The organism is Pseudomonas sp. AN-B15 (assembly GCF_019056475.1).
Taxonomy (GTDB): Bacteria; Pseudomonadota; Gammaproteobacteria; order Pseudomonadales; family Pseudomonadaceae; genus Aquipseudomonas; species Aquipseudomonas parakoreensis.
Genome location: NZ_CP049737.1, coordinates 1919493 through 1937409, shown reverse-complemented (window position 1 = coordinate 1937409; position 17917 = coordinate 1919493). Strand labels below are relative to the sequence as shown.

Genomic DNA, 17917 nt, shown 5'->3' with positions numbered 1-17917 from the left:
CCAGATTAGTGGCATGCACTTTTAGGATAGACGGTCGCGCGCAGGGTTCCCTTTTATTGCGTTCAGACGTGAACGGCGACTTTCAGCGCTTCCAGCGACGGCGCCGCCGCGATGCCGACTTCGGCACACAGCTCCAGCACTCGTGGCACGTCGTTGCCGTAGACCAGCACCACTTGCAGCTCGTCATCGAGCAGCTGACTGAAGTTCATCAGCGTGTAACCGCCGTTTTCCTTGTTCAGGCTGCTCATCTGCACCTGAATGCGGTTGAGTGCGGTCAGTGCCTCGGTCTTGGCCAGTTGCTTGGGCTTGAGGTTGAATTCGACGCCCGGGCCAAACGAGGCGACGATCTGTGCGAACAGGTCAACGTAGGTGTCGGCCTGGAACAGCACGGTGTCCGGCAGGCTGCCGACCACCACCCACTCACCCAGCGGAATCGGGAAGGTGTCGTCGTAGTTGATGTCCGGGTTGGCCGCGAGGAACGCATCGGCATCGGCGTAAGCCTGCGCCGCTTCGTCGGCCACGTTCAGGATCTCGTCCTCGCCCATGCAGCCGGAGCTGATTTTGCTGATGAGTTCGACGAGTGCGGCTTTCATGGGGGCGGATCCTGTGGCGAAGGTGAATTTCGAGGGCGCGAAGGATAGCGCATTGCGACCTCCGGCTGCACACAGAACAATGTGGCGAGGGAGCTTGCTCCCGCTGGGGCGCGAAGCGGCCCCCAAACAGTGAATTCACCATTTTTACCAGCGCTGCGCACTGGAGCGGGAGCAAGCTCCCTCGCCACAACATCTCGACAGTCCTCAGGCCAGCAGTTTTTCCAGCTGCGCCGTGGTATCGACTGCGCCCATGGTGCGGGCCGCGTCCAGCGCGGTGATGCCGTTGGCATCCTTGGCTTGCGGGTTGGCGCCCTTGCTGATCAGGTATTCAACGATTTCAACGCGGTTGAACATCGCCGCCATCATCAACGCCGTGCGCCCGTCGAAGGACGAACCTTCGATCTCGGCACCCGCTTCCACCAGCGCCTTGACCACCGCCAGATCGCCCTTGAACGCGGCGCCGGCAATCGGGCTCTGGCCGTTGCCGTTACGCATTTCCGGGTCGGCCTTGTGCTTGAGCAGCACCTGCACCGCGTCGACGTGGCCGTAGTAACTGGCGAGCATCAAGAGCGTATCGCCCTTGCTGTTTTTCAGGTTCACCGGCAAACCGGCGCTGATCAGCCGATCAAGCATCAGCGCATCACCTTCGCGCGCCTTGTTGAACACCTGCTCGGTGAATTCGGCAGCTTCTTCAGGGGTCATCTGGCGGCTTTGGTCAGACATGGGGCAACTCCACTTTCGGTTATTCGCAAAGCCGACAGTTTCCCGAGCGCGACGATAGCTGTCACCCCCTTTTTCTCAAGTCCTGCCATAGCCAATCTCAATAGCGGTACTTGCCCTGATGAATATCGGCCAGCACCTGATCCGTCACCTGCACGTAAGTCTGGGTGCCGGGCAACCAGGCATAGATTGGGTCATCCCCCGTCTGGGCGGGGTCGAAGCCTTCGTTTTTCAAACGGGTCTTCTGGTATTTGAACGTCCCGGTGGTCTCCATTTTCACCTTCACCCGCAGGAACAGCGGTACCGCATACGCCGGCATACGCTGACGGGCGAACGCGAGCAATTCAGTGAAATCCAGGGTCGCCAGTGACTCGGCGGGCGTAATGGCGGCCATGCCGGCGCGACCGTTGGTGTTGCGCACTTCTACACCGTAGGCCACCGCCTCGGAAATGTGCGGATGCTGCAACAACAGGTTTTCCACTTCCGTGGTCGAGACGTTTTCGCCCTTCCAGCGGTAGGTATCGCCGAGGCGATCGACAAACTGCGCATGGCCGAAACCGATATTGCGCAGCAAGTCGCCGGTATTGAAGAAGCGGTCGCCCTTGCTGAACACATCGTGCAGCACCACTTTGGCGGTTTTCTCTGGGTCGGTGTAGCCGTCCAGCGGGGCCTTTTCGTCGATCCGTGCCAGTAGCAAGCCCTGCTCGCCCTTGCCGACCTTGCGCATGAAGCCGTTGGCGCTGCGCAGCGGCTGCCCGCTGTCGTGGTCGTAAGCCACCAGTTCCCAGGCCATCAGCGAGAAACCAATGGTGTTGTCGAAGTTGAGAATGTTGCTGAAGCCGATATTGCCATCACTCGCCGCGTACAGTTCGCAGATGTGCTCGACGGCAAACCGGGTCTTGAACTCGGCCCAGGCGCCGGGACGCAAGCCGTTGCCGATCATCTTGCGCACGGCGTGACGGCTGTCATCGGCGCTGGGCGGCTGATCGACCAGGTAGCGGCACAATTCGCCGACATACCCGAGCGTGGTCGCGTTATAGCGACGCACGTCCGGCCAGAACTGGCTGGCGCTGAACTTGCGGCGGATGGCGAACCCGGAAGCGCCATTGATCGCCGAGCCCCAGCACACGCAGAGGCCGGTGGCATGGTACAGCGGCAAGGTGCAATAGACGACGTCGTCGGGCGTCATGTTCAGAGCGATCATGCCGAAGCTGGCCGAGCTGCGCATCCAGCGGCCGTGCTTGAACACCCCGGCCTTGGGCAGGCCGGTGGTGCCGGAGGTGTAGATGTAAAAACACGGGTCGTTGAAGAACACTTCGCCGCTGCTGGGCGGGTTGTCACCGCGCGCATCGGCGCTGGCACTGATCAGGTTGATGTAGCCCTCGGGCGCAATGCCCGGGTGGCTGTAGGTGTCGCGGTCAGCGATAAACCAGGTGCGCTGCGCCGGGATCGACACCTGCTCGCGGATCGCGGCAAACGCCGGTTGCAGTTCTTCACCGAGCACGATCGCCACCGGCGCTACCAGATTGATGCTGTGAATCAGCGTGTCGCGGGTCTGCGAAGTATTGAGCAGCGCACTGACCGCGCCGAGTTTGGCCAAGGCCAGAATGGTCACCAGCAGTTCCGGGCGGTTTTCGATGAACACCGCGACCACATCGCCCTTGCCGATGCCCTGCGTACTCAAATAGTGGGCGATGCGATTGGCCCACTGGTTGACCTGCGCGTAGGTCAGCAAGACGTTGTCCTGCAGGATCGCCAGGCCTTCAGGGTTACGCAGGGTTGCCTGCTCGAAGGTCCAGCCGAGGCCACACGTTTGGGTCGGATCCGTGACGTTGGCGACTTTCATGCCCTTGACCACCCGCGGGATGGCTTTGGCGATTGTCGGCAGTTTGCGGAGCATCATGCTCCAGGTAATCGTGTCGCTCGGCGCGTGACGCATGGCAGTTCCCCGTTCGACCTGACTGGCCGGTTTCTTATTGTTCGGGCCGTGGCATGACCTGCGTTGCGGGCAAGGTCGGGATCGAAAATACGACAGCGCTTCTCAAGCTGTACACGCGGTTTTTGCAATGTTTTGTATCCGCCCGCTCATGCCTGGCAGCGGAGATTGCGCCTTTGCCATTTGGTTCCGTCCAACTGAAGAGAATCCCGCAAAATGCAGGATGCACGATGGCCATTCATGCAGTTTGCACGACCCGTGCAAATTTCATGATTTTTAAGCAATTGATTTTAAAGGATTTTTTATTTTTCAAATGCTGGCACAATCGCTGCAACCTCCTGTGCATGCTTGCCCTTCAAGTGCATACGGAGCTGAAAGACATGAGCCTGATTCAAGAAAAATTTACCTCCCTGTTCTCCAACTTCAACGTCACCACTGCACCGCGTCCTGATGGCGGGATTTTGCTGACCTTGCGCAGCAGCGAAGGCAAAGTGTTCAAGCGCGCCTTGACCTACCAGCAAATGCACAACGCCGACCAACTGTCGTGGGCAATCAGCGCCATCCGTCGTGACCTGGCAGAAGAAGCCAGTGAACTGCCGCAGATTGCAATGCTGCAAAGCCAGCAGCGTTTTGCCCTGCCGACGTATCACTCGCTGTAAAAACGTAAACGCATTAAACAAAAAAGGCCGTGGAGCAGATGCTCCACGGCCTTTTGTTTGTACGCGATTCTTATGTAGAAGCTGCCGAAGGCTGCGATCTTTTGATCTTGATCTTTTAAATCAAAGTCAAAAGATCGCAGCGTTCCGCAGCTCCTACAGGGACTTGTGTGGTTAGAAGGCTTCGGGTTCGATGCCGGTGAAGCTGTCGACGGTGATATGGCTTGCCAGTTCTCCACCCTCGCGGGCCAGGCCACAGGTCTGCAAACCGGCAGCCTGCGCGGCATCCAGTTCCTCGACGATATCCGACAGAAACAGAATCTCCCCCGGCTCGACGCCAATTGCCTGTTGGATGTTGCGATAGGACTGTTCTTCGCGTTTAGGCCCCGACGTGGTGTCGAAATACCCGCTGAACAGCGGCGTCAGATCCCCCGCTTCGGAACAACCAAAGATCAGTTTCTGCGCCTGGATCGAACCGGACGAATACACAAACAGTTGATAACCAGCCTGATGCCAGCGCTTGAGCGCTTCAACGGCGTCCGGGTAAACGTGGCCTTTCAACTGCCCGGCCTGATAGCCCTGCGCCCAGACCATGCCTTGCAGCGCTTTGAGCGGCGTGGCCTTGCGGTCTTCGGCGATCCAGCTCAGGAGGATTTCCACCACCCGTTCAACATCGGCCTGCGGCTCGTTGCTGTCGCGGCGCACGGCGGCGATCTGCTCGGCGACATCGGCGCGCTCGACATTCTGCCGCACGAAGTCCGGCAGGTGTCTGGCGGCATACGGGAACAGCACGTCGAAGACGAAACTCACCGCGCTGGTGGTGCCTTCAATGTCGGTGAGGATGACTTTGATCGACATCGGCTCAGTCCTCCAGACGCGGGAAGCGCCCGGCGATGTCTTCGCCGGTGAAGTTGGCGACCCAGCCTTCCGGATTGTTGAACAGGCGAATCGCCACGAAGTGCGGGTGCTCGCCCATGTCGAACCAGTGTTTGGTGCCGGCCGGCACCGAGATCAGGTCGTTCTTCTCGCACAGCACCGCGTAGACGTAATCGTCGATGTGCAAAGTAAACAAGCCACGACCGGCGACGAAAAAGCGCACTTCGTCCTCGCCATGGCGGTGCTCTTCAAGGAACTTGGCGCGCAGCTCGGCTTTTTGCGGGTGATCGCTGTTGAGGCTGATCACATCGACGGTGATGTAACCGCGCTCGGTCATCAGTTTGTCGATCTGCTCCTGATAGGCGCTGATCACCTCTTCCTGGCTGGCGCCGGGCTGGATTTTCGTCGCGGCTTGCCAGCGGTCGAAGCGTACGCCCTGCTCGGCGAGCGTCGAGGCGATGTCTTCGAAATGGGTCAGCACCTTGTTCGGAATCTCGGGACTGGATACGTGATAAACGGACAGGCTGCTCATGGGCAATTCCTCGGTAACGGCCTTGCCGTCCGGTTCTTGCAGACCGGTCGGGCAGTGCATTTGATCAGGCAAACGGGCGGCTTCTGGTGAAGTCAGCCTTGGCGGTTCATGACGCTGCGGGTTTTCAACTCGCATTCAAACAGAAATTCAAAAGCCTCGATCTGCCGCAGGGCGTCGCTCATCTGCGCACCCCAGGTGTAGAGGCCGTGGCCGCGAATCAGGTAACCGACGCAATCGGGATGGGCGTCGAGCCAAGGCTGCACCTTGGCGGCGAGGCGCGCAATGTCCTGATCGTTGTCGAAGATCGGCACGCGCACCCGGGATTCGTGGGTGGAGATGCCGCTGAAGGCTTTTTGCAGTTCGTAGTCTTCGAACTCGATAAAGTCTTGCGGTGTCAGCCGCGACAGGACCGTGGCGTTCACCGAATGGGTGTGCAGCACCGCACCGATTTCCGTGCGCCAGCTATAGAGCTGGGTGTGCAGCAGGGTTTCGGCGGACGGTTTTTTGCCCGGTTCCAGGCTGTTGCCGGACAGATCCGTGGCGAGCACATCGTCCAGCCCCAACTGGCCCTTGTGTTTACCGGACACGGTCAGCAGCGCTTGGCTCGGCGACAGGCGCGTCGAGTAATTGCTGCTGGTGGCCGGCGACCAGCCGCGACCATAAAGAAAACGCCCGGCGTCGACGATTTGCTGGGCGAGCTGTTCACGCGTAAGGCTCATGGCCTGTCCTCTTGCATACGTGTGGCAATGATAACGGCAGCAGCGAGCGCCGCGAGACTGGCAATACTAAAGGTCAATGTCGCGCCGAGGGCATTCCAGCTGTAACCGGAATACAACGCACCGAGCGCGCCACCGGTGCCGGCCAGCGCGGCGTAAAGCGCCTGGCCCTGACCTTGCTGGCGCGCACCGAAGCTACGTTGCACGAAAGCGATGGCAGCCGCATGAAAGCTGCCGAAAGTCGCCGCGTGCAGCACCTGCGCAAACAACAGCAGCCACAGGAATTCGGCGAACGAACCTAGCAGCAACCAGCGCAGCGCCGCCAGCAGAAAACTCACCATCAGCACCCGACGCAAGGAAAACCGCGCGAGAATCCGGCTCATCGCCATGAACATCAGCACTTCCGCCACTACGCCGACGGCCCACAACATGCCGATCACGCCTCGGCTGTAACCGAGTCGTTCAAGGTGCAAGGTCAGAAAGGTGTAATACGGGCCGTGGCTCATCTGCATCAGCGCGACGCAGACGTAAAACGCCAGCACACCGGGGCTGCGCAGTTGCTTGAGGAAGCCTTCGCCGTTTGGCCGGTTACCCTGCGGCGGTTGCGCATTCGGCACCCACAGGCTACTGAGGACGATACCGGCCATGATCAGCACCAGCGCCGCCGGGTAGATATCGAGACTGAGCCATTCGAACAAGCGCCCCAGCGCGACCACGGTGATGATGAAACCGATCGAACCCCACAAGCGAATCTGGCTGTAGCGCGAGGTTTGTCCCTGCAAATGCGCGAGAGTGATGACTTCGAATTGCGGCAATACCGCGTGCCAGAAGAACGCATGCAGCGCCATGACCATCGCCAGCCAGGCGTAGGTCTTGCTGACGAAAATCAGCGAGAACGTCAGCAGCGTGCACACTGCGCCGAAGCGCACGATGGCCAGGCGTTTGCCGGTGTAGTCGCCGAGCCAGCCCCAGATGTTCGGCGCCACACAGCGCATCAGCATCGGGATCGCCACCAGTTCGCCGATGCGCGCGGGGCTGAAGCCGAGGTGATTGAAATACAGCGCCAGAAACGGCGCTGTCGAACCGAGCAAGGCGAAATAGAACAGATAGAAACTGGACAGCCGCCAGTATGGGAGCGCCGCCACGGTCAGACCGCGACGGCTTGGCGATCAACCATCAAAGCTGACCCAGCACCGGCGTGCTGACGCGCACGTCGGCGTTCTGCCCACGGTGACGCAGCAGGTGGTCCATCAGCACGATGGCCATCATTGCTTCGGCAATCGGCGTGGCGCGGATGCCGACGCACGGGTCATGGCGGCCCTTGGTGATCACGTCCACCGGGTTGCCATGAATGTCGATCGAACGACCCGGGGTGGTGATGCTCGACGTTGGCTTCAACGCCAGGTGCGCAACAATCGGCTGACCGGACGAGATCCCGCCAAGAATGCCACCAGCGTTGTTGCTGAGGAAACCTTCCGGGGTCAGTTCATCGCGATGCTCGGTGCCACGCTGGGCGACGCAGGCGAAACCGGCGCCGATTTCCACGCCTTTCACCGCGTTGATGCTCATCAGCGCGTGCGCCAGTTCAGCGTCGAGGCGATCGAAAATCGGCTCGCCCAGGCCCGGCATCACGCCCTCCGCAACCACGGTGATCTTCGCCCCGACCGAGTCCTGATCGCGGCGCAACTGGTCCATGTAGGCTTCCAGCTCCGGCACCTTGTCCGGGTCCGGGCTGAAGAAGGCGTTCTGTTCCACGGAATCCCAGGTCTTGAACGGAATTTCGATCGGGCCGAGCTGGCTCATGTAGCCACGAATGACAATGCCTTGGGTGGCGAGGAATTTCTTCGCAATCGCCCCGGCCGCCACGCGCATGGCCGTTTCGCGCGCCGAGCTGCGTCCACCGCCGCGATAATCGCGCTCACCGTATTTGTGGTGGTAGGTGTAGTCGGCGTGCGCCGGACGGAACAGATCCTTGATCGCCGAATAGTCCTTGGACTTCTGGTCGGTGTTGCGGATCAACAGGCCGATCGAGCAACCGGTGGTGCGCCCTTCGAACACGCCGGAGAGGATTTCGACTTCGTCGGCTTCCTGACGCTGGGTGGTGTGGCGGCTGGTGCCCGGCTTGCGCCGATCGAGGTCGCGCTGCAGGTCTTCAAGGGAGATCTCCAGGCCCGGCGGGCAGCCGTCGACAATGGCGACCAACGCCGGACCATGGCTCTCGCCAGCGGTGGTGACAGTGAACAACTTGCCGTAGGTATTGCCGGACATGCAGGACGCTCCGTGAAATCAAACCCGAATTCGTGATGCGCGCCAGTATACGCAGGCTAACCGAGTAGTTCATCCTCGAACCTTAGTGGTGTTGGTGAGTCCAACCGGCACCTTGGCGAATGATGGCGTGATGATGCTGCGAGTTCTGATCTTGAGTCTTACCCTGTTGACCGGTTTTGCCCATGCGACTGTCCTGCAGCGCCCGATCTCTCTGGACACCGGCAACGGTGAGCTTTTCGGCTCGCTGTTGCTGCCAAAATCCGACACCCCGGTACCGGTTGTCCTGATCCTTGCCGGTTCCGGTCCTACGGATCGTGACGGCAACAACCCCGATGGCGGGCGTAATGACAGCCTGAAACGGCTGGCCTGGGTGCTGGCCAAACACAACATTGCCAGCGTGCGCTACGACAAGCGCGGGGTCGCTGCGAGCTTCGCGGCCACGCCCGACGAGCGCAATCTGTCGGTGGAGGCCTACGTTAACGATGCTGTGGCCTGGAGCCAGAAGCTGAAAAGTGATCCGCGCTTCGGCCCGCTGATTCTGCTCGGTCACAGCGAAGGCGCCCTCATCGCCACCCTCGCTGCCCCGCGCACGGAGGCTGCTGCGCTGATTTCCCTGTCCGGCAGCGCAAGGCCAGTGGATCAAGTGATTCGCGAACAACTGGCGCGCAGCCTGCCACCACCGTTGATGCTGCGCAGCAATCAGCTGCTCGACAGCCTCAAGGCCGGCCATACCGACGCCAACGTGCCGGCGCCACTGCAACCGATTTTTCGCCCGAGCGTGCAGCCGTACCTGATTTCGCTGTTCCGTCAGGATCCGGCCAAGGCGTTTGCACAGTTGAAGATGCCGGCGCTGATCGTTCAGGGCAGCAACGACATGCAGGTCGGCGTCGGCGATGCACAGGCGCTCAAAGCGGCCAATCCCAATGCCGAACTGGTGGTGATCGACGGCATGAACCACGTCATGCGCATCGTCGCCGCCGATGTGAAGCGGCAATTGGCCTCCTACAAGGACCCGAATTTGCCACTGGCGGCGGAGCTGGGCGGCAAACTCATCGAATTTATTGACGGACTTCGCAGCCGTTAAACGGTGTTTACCCTCCAGTCCTGAAAAAAACGGCCGATAAGCCTTTGTCGCCAGCGTACCGGCTGGCGACAAGCAGGGCTTGGACAGGATCTCGCCGTTATGACTGATACCCAGACTTCACCCGACACCACCGCTGAAAAAGACGCACCGCCAGCGGTCGAGCTGCCATGGGCGGACGTCAGCGTCGAGCACCACAAGATGCTCCGCCTGGCTCCGCTGCAGACTGACCGTCACACCGGTGGCCGGCCGTTGCGTTTTGTCGAATTCGGCTATGCCGAGCGCAACAGCAAAGAGCACAGCCTGATGCGCATGGCAATCAAACTGCCCGGCCAGCGCGTGCGCAAAGAACAGAACCATCTCGATGTGTGGGTCAATCACACCAGCAAGCGTGTACATTTCGGCCCCGACAGCGGCTTGCAGATCGAACCGCTGAACCGTGGCATCGGTCGCTTCCTGGCCGCGCAAGGCATCAATTGGGCGAAAAAACGCTGGCCCGCCTACACCGTCGACGGCATGGACCTGAACAACAAAGACGCGCTGAATGAAGACACCCGCCTGCGTCGCGATCACTTCTTGCGCGTGCATGGGTTTGACGTGGTCTACGCCGACGCCCAACATTTGAAGGGCAGCGTCAAAGAGGTGCAGGTCGGTGACTTGCTGGGCGACTGGAACAGCGAGAAGCTGCAGATCGTCGAGATTCTCGAAGCGGCGCAGATGCTGCAGCAGGCCGAGCAGAACCTGGCCGAGCAGGAAGTAAAGCTGAAGAAGCAGGAAGAGAAGGTCAGCAAGTTCAAGCGTGAAGACGCTGGCTTGCGCTTCACCATTACCTGTCTGGTGGCGTTTGCGGTGTTTCAGGCGGGGTTGTTGATCTGGATTGCCACACACCGCTGAAATCAGCGATGACCTGTGGCGAGGGAGCTTGGTCCCGCTCGGCTGCGAAGCAGTCGTAAAACATGCACATGCAGTATGTCTGGTGCACCGTCATTGCATATTTTGGGTCTGCTTCGCAGACCAGCGGGAGCAAGCTCCCTCGCCACAGAAGTCAGTCAGGTCAAACGCGGGAGGCGAACAGGGCCTGATGAGCGCGGCACTGCTCTGCGGTCAGCATGAACACGCCATGCCCGCCGCGCTCGAAATCGAGCCAGGCGAAATCGACTTCCGGGTACAACGCTTCGACGTGCACCTGGCTGTTGCCCACTTCCACGATCAGCAAACCCTTCTCGGTCAGGTGATCCGCCGCTTCGGCGAGCATCCGTCGCACCAGGTTCAAGCCGTCATCACCACAGGCCAGACCCAGCTCCGGTTCGTGCTGGTATTCGTCCGGCATGTCGGCGAAATCTTCTGCGTCAACGTACGGCGGGTTCGACACGATCAGATCGAAACGCTGCCCCGGCAGACCATCGAAACCATCGCCCTGCACGGTGTACACGCGCTCATCGACGCCGTGGCGCTCAATGTTCTGGTTGGCCACTTCCAGCGCTTCGAACGACAGATCGGCCAGCACCACTTCAGCGTTCTGGAACTCGTAGGCGCAGGCGATGCCGATGCAACCGGAGCCGGTGCACAGGTCGAGAATCCGCGCAGGTTCGTCACCGATCCATGGGGCAAAACGGTTTTCGATCAGCTCGCCAATCGGTGAACGCGGGATCAGCACGCGCTCATCGACGATGAACGACATGCCGCAGAACCACGCCTCGCCCAGCAGGTAGGCAGTCGGGATGCGCTCTTCGATGCGGCGCTTGAGCAGGCGTTGCAGGTTGACCAGCTCGTCGTCTTCCAGCGCGCAGTCGAGGTAGCTGTCGGCGATCTCCCACGGCAGGTGCAAGGCACCGAGGACCAACTGCCGGGCTTCATCCCAGGCATTGTCGGTGCCATGGCCGAAAAACAGATCCTCCCCATGGAAGCGGCTGACGGCCCAACGGATGTGGTCGCGCAGGGTACGAAGTCGGGAAGTGATCACGGGGCAGAACTCCAGAAAAAACGACTGGCGATTCTACCAGCCAAATCGCGCGCCGACGACGCAGGAAAATCCGCGGAGCGACAGTAGGACCTTTCTGTTTTTTGCATCAGCTATTGAACAGAACGTGTAACTTGACAAGGCTGCAGGCCAGTAACGACGGCGTCTACGATGGTAGCGGTTCACAGAAGCGCTCAGCCAGAGGACAATGCCGCAAAAGCCCCACCCCAAGGAGCCCCAGAATGTCCGTTCCAAAAACGATGTTTCAACTCAGCGGCCGCGGTTATGCAGCGGCCACACTGAGCCATGCCACCGTGGTCATCATCGATGCCCAGAAAGAGTACCTCAGTGGCCCGCTGGCCCTGAGCGGCATGGACGCGGCCGTCGCGAACATCAAACAACTGGTCGCTGCGGCCCGTGCAGCCGGTCGGCCGATCGTGCACGTGCGTCATCTCGGCACCGTCGGTGGCCTGTTCGACCCGCAGGGCGAACGCGGCGAATTCATCCCCGGCCTTGAGCCACAAGGTGACGAAACCATCATCGGCAAACTGCTGCCGAGCGCGTTCCACGGCACCGAACTGCTCGACCGTTTGCAGAATCTTGGCTCGCTGGACCTGATCGTCTGCGGTTTCATGAGCCACTCCAGCGTCAGCACCACCGTACGCGCGGCGAAGAACCTGGGCTTCCGTTGCACGCTGGTCGAAGACGCCTGCGCCACCCGTGACCTGCCGTTCAAGGGCCGCGTGCTCAGCGCCGCCGTGGTGCAGGAAGCGGAAATGGCGATCATGGCCGACAACTTCGCCACCCTTGCCCTGACTCAGGATCTGATCTGATCTGCTCTGATGAGCGGCTCACCGCGCCGCTCATCCGCAAAAGCCTCGCATTTGCTTCAATTGCCTTAGCCTCAGGAACAACCCGGTCAACTCCCGGTCGAAGGGCCGATACCCATTGAGGAAGGTCGGAATGAAGTTATCCGATGGATTTGACGCACGCCGCTTGCGGCCCAAAGGCCAAAGCAACTGGCGTTTTCGATTCGGCGCAGCGATCGCCGCCATGCTGGCGACGTTCGGTGTGCTGCTGGCGATGGCCGGTGCCGCCAGCCTGCTGGGACGCCCGCCGGCGCTCGGCGACTTGAATGCCACGCCGATGGGTTCGGCGATCATTCTCGCGGTCGGCTTGTTGTTCCTGTACTTCGGCGTGGCCCTGTGGCGTCGATGCCGGCGTCGCGCCCGGCAATCGCGGGAACTGAACATGTCCCCGCACCTGATGAAAAAACACGACTGACTGCACGGCCTGGCTTTTTGCCGGGCCGTTTTGTTTCGACTTGGGTAAACTGGCCGCCCTTCGCGGAGGCTGACATGCAAGACGACGATTTTTCCCTGTTCAAAAATGCGATCCAAGGCGTCAAGCCGATCAAGCACGACCGCGCCGACACCGGCAAACCCAAGGCTGACCGCGCGCAGATTGCCAAGCTGCGCCAGTCCGCCACCGTGCGCACCGACACCACCACCGTGGATGGCCTGTCCGATCAGTTCGTGATCGACGTCGGCCCCGAAGACGAGTTGATGTGGGCGCGCGACGGGGTGCAGGAAAGCCAGATGCGCAAGCTCAAGATCGGGCAGATCCCGTTCGAAGGCAGCCTCGACCTGCACGGCATGAACGTGGAAAAGGCCCGCGAGACGCTTTGGGCGTTTCTCGCCGAGGCGACCAAATTCGAAATCCGCTGCGTGCGCGTCACCCACGGCAAGGCCGTGCGCCTGGACGGCAAGCGGCCGATGATCAAAAGCCACGTCAACACCTGGCTGCGCCAGCATCCGCAAGTGCTCGGTTTCTGCTCATGTCAGGCAAAACACGGCGGTGCCGGTGCGGTGTATGTGATGCTCAAACGCACCATGATGGAAGGCCGCGACGAATAATCGCGTAACACCGAACTTGCAGGGTTGTGTCCGCCACCGTACCCTTGCCCTTTGCGAAAATCCCCACAGGTAGTTTCATGTCCCTGGAACAGAATTACACCGCGATTCTCGGCCAACTGGGCGAGGACGTCTCCCGCGAGGGCCTGCTCGACACGCCAAAGCGTGCCGCCAAAGCCATGCAGTACCTCTGCCGCGGTTATGAACAGACGCTCGAAGAGGTCACCAACGGTGCCCTGTTCAGCTCCGACAACAGCGAAATGGTGCTGGTCAAGGACATCGAGCTGTACTCGTTGTGCGAACACCACCTGCTGCCGTTCATCGGCAAGGCGCACGTCGCCTACATCCCGAGCGGCAAGGTGCTGGGCCTGTCGAAGGTCGCGCGGATCGTCGACATGTACGCCCGCCGCCTGCAGATCCAGGAAAACCTCAGCCGCCAGATCGCCGATGCAGTGATGCAAGTCACCGGTGCGCTGGGCGTGGCCGTAGTGATCGAGGCCAAGCACATGTGCATGATGATGCGCGGTGTCGAGAAACAGAATTCGTCGATGATCACTTCGGTGATGCTCGGTGAGTTCCGCGAAAACGCGGCGACTCGCAGCGAGTTCCTCAGCCTGATCAAATAATCGGCTGCAGAAAAAACCGGCGTTGATCGCCGGTTTTTTTTCGTCCGTGAAAAATCGGGTAAGCTGCGCGCCCTTCTCTCTTTGCACCGTGAGGCTTTCAACGTGTTCGTAAAAGCGCTTCGTGTCGGCCTTGGCCAACTGATCATCTTCATCGACTTCATCACCCGCCCGGGCAAGAAACAGCGCCCCGCCGAGGTACAGGCGCAAGTCAACGCGGCCGCCAAAGGCCTGACCCTGTATCAGTTCCACGCCTGCCCGTTCTGCGTGAAAACCCGCCGCACCCTGCGTCGCCTGAATGTGCCGGTCGCACTGAAGGACGCGAAGAACAACGAACAGGATCGCCAGACCCTGCTGGACCAGGGCGGCAAGATCAAGGTGCCGTGCCTGCGCATTGAAGAGAATGGGCAGACGACGTGGATGTATGAGTCCAAGGTGATCATTGATTATCTGGATAAGCGGTTTGCTGCGGTCTGATATTGATGTTGTGTTGCTTATGGCCCCATCGCTGGCAAGCCAGCTCCCACAGTGATCTGTGGCGTTCACAAACCTGTGGGAGCTGGCTTGCCAGCGATGCGGCCCGCAAGAGCAACACATTACTCAGACAAAAATAAACCGGCCCTCGAGCCGGTTTATTTATTTTTCACGCCGCTTTATTTATCTGCGCCTGACGCACCACCGCCGCCAGTCGCTTGAGCCCTTCATCCAGTCGCGCCGGGTCGATGTGGCTGAAGTTCAAACGCAGGTGCCCAAGGTTTTTATCCGGTTCGGGAAAAAACGGTTCGCCCGGCATGAACGCCACGTCATTGGCCAGCGCCTCGTTGAGCAGCGTTCGCGTATCCAGCGGTTGCTTGAGCGTCAGCCAGAAAAACAGCCCGCCCTGCGGCATGTTCCAGTCCGCCAGATCAGAGAAATGCGTTTCCAGCACCGCTTGAAACGCATCGCGGCGCTGCCGGTAGAAGCCGCGCAACTCACCCAGGTGCTGCTGATATTTTTCACTGCCGATCCATTGCAATGCCTGCCACTGGCCGATGCGGTTGGTGTGCAGATCCGCCGATTGCTTGAGCTTGAGCAGGTGCGGAAACAGGTCCGGGCTGGCGATCAGGTAGCCGACGCGCAAACCCGGGAGCAAGGTTTTCGACACGGTGCCGGTGTAGATCCAGCTGGCTTTCTTCAAACGCCCGGCAATCGGTTTGGCGCTGCCGCCATCGAACGTCAGTTCGCGATACGGCTCGTCTTCGATCAGGGTCACGCCGAATTCGTCCAGCAGCGCGGCGACGGCAGCGCGCTTGGCTTCGCTGTAGCGCACGGCGGATGGATTCTGAAATGTCGGGATCAGATAGATGAATGCCGGGCGGTGTTGCTCAAGTCGACTGCGCAGTTGAGCCAGGTTCGGGCCATCGGCCTCTTGCGGCACGGTCAGGCAATCGGCGCCGAACAGCTGGAAGATCTGCAACGCGGCCAGGTAGGTCGGGGCTTCCAGAAGAATTTCGGTGCCCTTGTCGATGTACAACTTGGCGGCCAGATCGAGAGTCTGCTGGGAACCGCTGACCACCAGCACCTGACTCGCCGTGCACGCCAGACCCAAAGCTTGCGCCTGCGCCGCCAGCGCTTCACGCAGCACCGGCTCGCCTTCGCTCATGCCGTATTGGCCGAGGGACAGCGGCATGTCGGCCCATTCGACTTTCGGCAGCATGGCTTCAGCAGGCAAGCCACCGGCAAACGACATCACCTCCGGGCGCTGGGCGGCGGCGAGGATTTCACGGATCAGAGAACTTTTAAGGCGCGAAACACGTTCGGAAAAAGCCATGGGAGTCACCGGTAGCGAGGGCTGGAGAAAATGAGTCAAACTGGTTGACTGAAACTACGACAGCTTGAGCGAGTACGTCAACATGCTTGACCTTAAAAACCCCGCCAGCCAGCAGCAGGCGATGGAAGCGTTTTTCTTCGGCTATCAGGCGTTCACCGCCAAGGCCGACGAAATGCTCGAACGTCGCGGCCTGTCCCGGGTGCATCAGCGGATTGTGTTTTTCATCGCGCGTTATCCGAATTTGAGCGTGAAGGAGTTGCTGGGATTGCTCGGCGTGAGTAAGCAGGCGCTGAACATGCCGTTGCGCCAGCTGCAGGAAATGCACTTGGTAGACAGCGTGGCGTCGGAGGCGGACAAGCGTAAGCGCCTGCTGGAGCTGACCGTAGAGGGTGCGAAGTTCGAGCAGGCGTTGCGCCGTGAGCAGGTGAAGTTGCTCGAGCGGGTGTTTGCCGAGGCTGGGGAAGCGGCGGTGAATGGGTGGTTGGCGGTGAACATGGCGCTTGGGAGCACTCAGTCACATCTTGATTGACTGATCCGGCCTGATCGCTGGCAAGCCAGCTCCCACAATGATCGGCAGCGTACACAAAACCTGTGGGAGCTGGCTTGCCAGCGATGGGGCCTCTGAGGGCGATATATCCCTATCGCCTGACCTTTCGTAAACAAAACCAAAAACAATATTTGCTTTATTTGTACACAAAAGCATAATCCACTGCGTGCGAGTTCCTGACCGCATGGTCAACAAATTCGCGTATGCCTCAAAGGGCTGCTGCCACCCCTCATGGGTCCGGCCCTGGAAATAACAATAAAACTCTTGAGGAGTACTCGCTGTGGAAAGCCGCAAATCCGAAGCATCGACGCTGGAACTCTCGCCGCCATTACGCACAGGCGTGCTGGAGCGCATCTTCAAACTCAGCTTGCATGGCACCACGGTGAAGACCGAGCTGATTGCCGGTCTGACAACCTTCATCACCATGGCTTACATCATCTTCGTCAACCCGAACATCATGGCCGATGCCGGGATCGATCACGGTGCAGCCTTCGTCGCCACCTGCATCGCCGCCGCACTCGGCTGCCTGCTGATGGGCCTGTACGCCAACTGGCCGGTGGGCCTGGCACCGGGCATGGGCCTCAACGCCTTCTTCACTTACACCGTGGTCGGCACCATGGGCTACAACTGGGAAACCGCGCTGGGTGCAGTGTTCGTTTCCGGCGTGCTGTTCATGATCCTGACCTTCTCGCGGATTCGCGAATGGCTGCTCAACAGCATCCCGGTCAGCCTGCGCTTTGCGATGGGCGCCGGTGTCGGTCTGTTCCTCGGGCTGATCGGACTGAAAACCGCCGGTATCGTCGTCGACAGCCCGGCGACTCTGATCAAGCTCGGCTCCCTGCGTGAACCCGGCCCGCTGCTGGCGGCGATCTGCTTCCTGATGATTGCGATCCTCAGCTACCACAAAGTATTCGGCGCGATCCTCATCAGCATTATCACCGTGACCCTCGCCGGTTGGGGCCTGGGCATCGTGCACTACGAAGGAATCATGTCGACCCCGCCAAGCCTGGCGCCGACCTTCATGGCAATGAACGTCGCGGGCGTGTTCAACGTCAGCATGATCAGCGTGGTCCTGGCTTTCCTCTTCGTACACATGTTCGACACCGCCGGCACGCTGATGGGCGTCGCCCAGCGGGCCAATCTGGTCAACGCTGACGGGCGTATCGAAAACCTCTCCCGCGCGATGAAAGCCGACAGTGCCTCCAGTGTTTTCGGCGCGGTGGTCGGTGTTCCTCCTGTTACCAGCTATGTGGAAAGTGCCGCTGGCGTAGCCGCTGGTGGTCGGACTGGTCTTACCGCAGTCACCGTGGGTGTGCTATTTATAGCCGCGATGTTTTTCGCACCACTCGCTGGGATGATTCCGGCTTACGCCACCGCCGGTGCGCTGATTTACGTCGCGATGCTGATGATGGGCGGCATGGCCCACATTGAGTGGGACGAAGCCACCGATGCGATTCCGGCGATCGTCACCGCAATCATGATGCCGCTGACCTTCTCGGTCGCCGACGGCATTGCGCTGGGCTTCATCACCTACGTGGCGTTGAAGGCCGGTACCGGCAAGTACAAGGAAATTTCCGTCAGCCTGTGGGTGCTCTGCGCGATCTTCATCGCCAAGTTCATCTTCTTGTAAGCGTCACGCGGTTCAAGCGTCAAACCAGCCTCACCCTCACGGGTGGGGCTTTTGCA

Annotated in this window: 20 protein-coding genes; 10 read left to right on the top strand and 10 right to left on the bottom strand. The window is 60.2% G+C overall.

From position 1 onward, the window contains the following. Positions 1 to 62: 62 nt before the first annotated feature. The 3 genes from GTQ41_RS08965 to GTQ41_RS08955 all read right to left on the bottom strand — a co-directional run bounded on the left by GTQ41_RS08965 (position 63) and on the right by GTQ41_RS08955 (position 3252). Positions 63 to 593: a hypothetical protein gene (locus tag GTQ41_RS08965; protein WP_047292960.1), complete on the bottom strand. Its 531-nt coding sequence runs from the start codon at positions 591 to 593 to the stop codon at positions 63 to 65. Between the two features lie 204 nt (positions 594 to 797). Then, positions 798 to 1316 (bottom strand): ankyrin repeat domain-containing protein, encoded by a 519-nt coding sequence (locus tag GTQ41_RS08960; protein ID WP_047292959.1) that lies wholly within the window; start codon positions 1314 to 1316, stop codon positions 798 to 800. Between the two features lie 97 nt (positions 1317 to 1413). Further along, positions 1414 to 3252 (bottom strand): long-chain-acyl-CoA synthetase, encoded by a 1839-nt coding sequence (locus GTQ41_RS08955; RefSeq protein WP_047292958.1) that lies wholly within the window; start codon positions 3250 to 3252, stop codon positions 1414 to 1416. Between the two features lie 377 nt (positions 3253 to 3629). Between GTQ41_RS08955 and GTQ41_RS28825 the strand changes: the two genes are divergently transcribed. Continuing rightward, positions 3630 to 3908, top strand: a complete 279-nt coding sequence (locus tag GTQ41_RS28825; protein WP_027613327.1) for a DUF3509 domain-containing protein — start codon at positions 3630 to 3632, stop codon at positions 3906 to 3908. Positions 3909 to 4079: 171 nt separating this feature from the next. On the opposite strand, the gene mtnC is transcribed toward GTQ41_RS28825, so the two are convergent. The 5 genes from mtnC to aroC form a co-directional block, all read right to left on the bottom strand. Then, positions 4080 to 4763, bottom strand: coding sequence for an acireductone synthase (gene mtnC / locus GTQ41_RS08945; protein ID WP_047292957.1), 684 nt, complete (start codon positions 4761 to 4763; stop codon positions 4080 to 4082). Positions 4764 to 4767: 4 nt separating this feature from the next. After that, complete coding sequence (locus GTQ41_RS08940) at positions 4768 to 5313, bottom strand: acireductone dioxygenase (RefSeq protein WP_047293056.1); 546 nt, start codon at positions 5311 to 5313, stop codon at positions 4768 to 4770. A 92-nt stretch (positions 5314 to 5405) separates the two neighbouring features. Next, a complete protein-coding gene (locus tag GTQ41_RS08935; protein WP_047292955.1) occupies positions 5406 to 6032 on the bottom strand; it encodes a methylthioribulose 1-phosphate dehydratase in 627 nt (208 codons plus the stop codon). After that, positions 6029 to 7174, bottom strand: coding sequence for an MFS transporter (locus GTQ41_RS08930; protein WP_047292953.1), 1146 nt, complete (start codon positions 7172 to 7174; stop codon positions 6029 to 6031). Before GTQ41_RS08930 ends, GTQ41_RS08935 begins: the two co-directional genes overlap by 4 nt. A 31-nt stretch (positions 7175 to 7205) precedes the next feature. Further along, positions 7206 to 8297 carry a chorismate synthase gene (gene aroC, locus GTQ41_RS08925; protein ID WP_041068866.1) on the bottom strand — a complete coding sequence of 364 codons (1092 nt, stop codon included), beginning with the start codon at positions 8295 to 8297 and terminating at the stop codon, positions 7206 to 7208. Positions 8298 to 8427: 130 nt separating this feature from the next. On the opposite strand from aroC, the gene GTQ41_RS08920 reads away from it, so the two are divergent. After that, positions 8428 to 9381 (top strand): alpha/beta hydrolase, encoded by a 954-nt coding sequence (locus GTQ41_RS08920; protein ID WP_047293054.1) that lies wholly within the window; start codon positions 8428 to 8430, stop codon positions 9379 to 9381. A 99-nt stretch (positions 9382 to 9480) separates the two neighbouring features. Further along, positions 9481 to 10272, top strand: coding sequence for a hypothetical protein (locus GTQ41_RS08915; protein WP_047292952.1), 792 nt, complete (start codon positions 9481 to 9483; stop codon positions 10270 to 10272). A 160-nt stretch (positions 10273 to 10432) separates the two neighbouring features. Here the strand turns inward: GTQ41_RS08915 and prmB are convergent, their stop codons facing one another. After that, positions 10433 to 11341 carry a 50S ribosomal protein L3 N(5)-glutamine methyltransferase gene (gene prmB / locus GTQ41_RS08910; RefSeq protein WP_047292951.1) on the bottom strand — a complete coding sequence of 303 codons (909 nt, stop codon included), beginning with the start codon at positions 11339 to 11341 and terminating at the stop codon, positions 10433 to 10435. A gap of 239 nt (positions 11342 to 11580) precedes the next feature. Here prmB and GTQ41_RS08905 point away from each other — a divergent pair, with 239 nt between their 5' ends. From GTQ41_RS08905 to GTQ41_RS08885, 5 genes are all read left to right on the top strand, one after another. Continuing rightward, positions 11581 to 12171, top strand: coding sequence for a cysteine hydrolase family protein (locus GTQ41_RS08905; RefSeq protein ID WP_003223193.1), 591 nt, complete (start codon positions 11581 to 11583; stop codon positions 12169 to 12171). A gap of 130 nt (positions 12172 to 12301) precedes the next feature. Beyond that, a complete protein-coding gene (locus tag GTQ41_RS08900; protein ID WP_041068857.1) occupies positions 12302 to 12622 on the top strand; it encodes a hypothetical protein in 321 nt (106 codons plus the stop codon). 74 nt (positions 12623 to 12696) lie between these two features. Beyond that, on the top strand, positions 12697 to 13254 hold the full coding sequence (locus GTQ41_RS08895; protein ID WP_047292950.1) for a Smr/MutS family protein: 558 nt from the start codon (positions 12697 to 12699) through the stop codon (positions 13252 to 13254). Positions 13255 to 13331: 77 nt separating this feature from the next. Continuing rightward, on the top strand, positions 13332 to 13877 hold the full coding sequence (folE, locus tag GTQ41_RS08890; RefSeq protein ID WP_003442011.1) for a GTP cyclohydrolase I FolE: 546 nt from the start codon (positions 13332 to 13334) through the stop codon (positions 13875 to 13877). A gap of 102 nt (positions 13878 to 13979) precedes the next feature. Beyond that, entirely contained in the window at positions 13980 to 14351 is a 372-nt protein-coding gene (locus GTQ41_RS08885) for a glutathione S-transferase N-terminal domain-containing protein (RefSeq protein ID WP_007960660.1), read from the top strand. Between the two features lie 166 nt (positions 14352 to 14517). On the opposite strand, the gene GTQ41_RS08880 is transcribed toward GTQ41_RS08885, so the two are convergent. After that, positions 14518 to 15684: a PLP-dependent aminotransferase family protein gene (locus tag GTQ41_RS08880; RefSeq protein ID WP_047292949.1), complete on the bottom strand. Its 1167-nt coding sequence runs from the start codon at positions 15682 to 15684 to the stop codon at positions 14518 to 14520. A gap of 82 nt (positions 15685 to 15766) precedes the next feature. Between GTQ41_RS08880 and GTQ41_RS08875 the strand changes: the two genes are divergently transcribed. Both GTQ41_RS08875 and GTQ41_RS08870 read left to right on the top strand, forming a co-directional pair. Further along, positions 15767 to 16213 (top strand): MarR family winged helix-turn-helix transcriptional regulator, encoded by a 447-nt coding sequence (locus GTQ41_RS08875; protein WP_047293052.1) that lies wholly within the window; start codon positions 15767 to 15769, stop codon positions 16211 to 16213. A 298-nt stretch (positions 16214 to 16511) separates the two neighbouring features. Further along, entirely contained in the window at positions 16512 to 17861 is a 1350-nt protein-coding gene (locus tag GTQ41_RS08870; RefSeq protein ID WP_027613339.1) for an NCS2 family permease, read from the top strand. The last annotated feature ends 56 nt before the right edge of the window (positions 17862 to 17917 follow it).

Coding starts and splice junctions, on each gene's coding strand:
- GTQ41_RS08965 (WP_047292960.1), bottom strand. CDS start 593: ATGAAAGCCGCACTCGTCGAACTCATCAGCAAAATCAGCTCCGGCTGC.
- GTQ41_RS08960 (WP_047292959.1), bottom strand. CDS start 1,316: ATGTCTGACCAAAGCCGCCAGATGACCCCTGAAGAAGCTGCCGAATTC.
- GTQ41_RS08955 (WP_047292958.1), bottom strand. CDS start 3,252: ATGCGTCACGCGCCGAGCGACACGATTACCTGGAGCATGATGCTCCGC.
- GTQ41_RS28825 (WP_027613327.1), top strand. CDS start 3,630: ATGAGCCTGATTCAAGAAAAATTTACCTCCCTGTTCTCCAACTTCAAC.
- mtnC (WP_047292957.1), bottom strand. CDS start 4,763: ATGTCGATCAAAGTCATCCTCACCGACATTGAAGGCACCACCAGCGCG.
- GTQ41_RS08940 (WP_047293056.1), bottom strand. CDS start 5,313: ATGAGCAGCCTGTCCGTTTATCACGTATCCAGTCCCGAGATTCCGAAC.
- GTQ41_RS08935 (WP_047292955.1), bottom strand. CDS start 6,032: ATGAGCCTTACGCGTGAACAGCTCGCCCAGCAAATCGTCGACGCCGGG.
- aroC (WP_041068866.1), bottom strand. CDS start 8,297: ATGTCCGGCAATACCTACGGCAAGTTGTTCACTGTCACCACCGCTGGC.
- GTQ41_RS08920 (WP_047293054.1), top strand. CDS start 8,428: ATGATGCTGCGAGTTCTGATCTTGAGTCTTACCCTGTTGACCGGTTTT.
- GTQ41_RS08915 (WP_047292952.1), top strand. CDS start 9,481: ATGACTGATACCCAGACTTCACCCGACACCACCGCTGAAAAAGACGCA.
- GTQ41_RS08905 (WP_003223193.1), top strand. CDS start 11,581: ATGTCCGTTCCAAAAACGATGTTTCAACTCAGCGGCCGCGGTTATGCA.
- GTQ41_RS08900 (WP_041068857.1), top strand. CDS start 12,302: ATGAAGTTATCCGATGGATTTGACGCACGCCGCTTGCGGCCCAAAGGC.
- GTQ41_RS08895 (WP_047292950.1), top strand. CDS start 12,697: ATGCAAGACGACGATTTTTCCCTGTTCAAAAATGCGATCCAAGGCGTC.
- folE (WP_003442011.1), top strand. CDS start 13,332: ATGTCCCTGGAACAGAATTACACCGCGATTCTCGGCCAACTGGGCGAG.
- GTQ41_RS08880 (WP_047292949.1), bottom strand. CDS start 15,684: ATGGCTTTTTCCGAACGTGTTTCGCGCCTTAAAAGTTCTCTGATCCGT.
- GTQ41_RS08875 (WP_047293052.1), top strand. CDS start 15,767: ATGCTTGACCTTAAAAACCCCGCCAGCCAGCAGCAGGCGATGGAAGCG.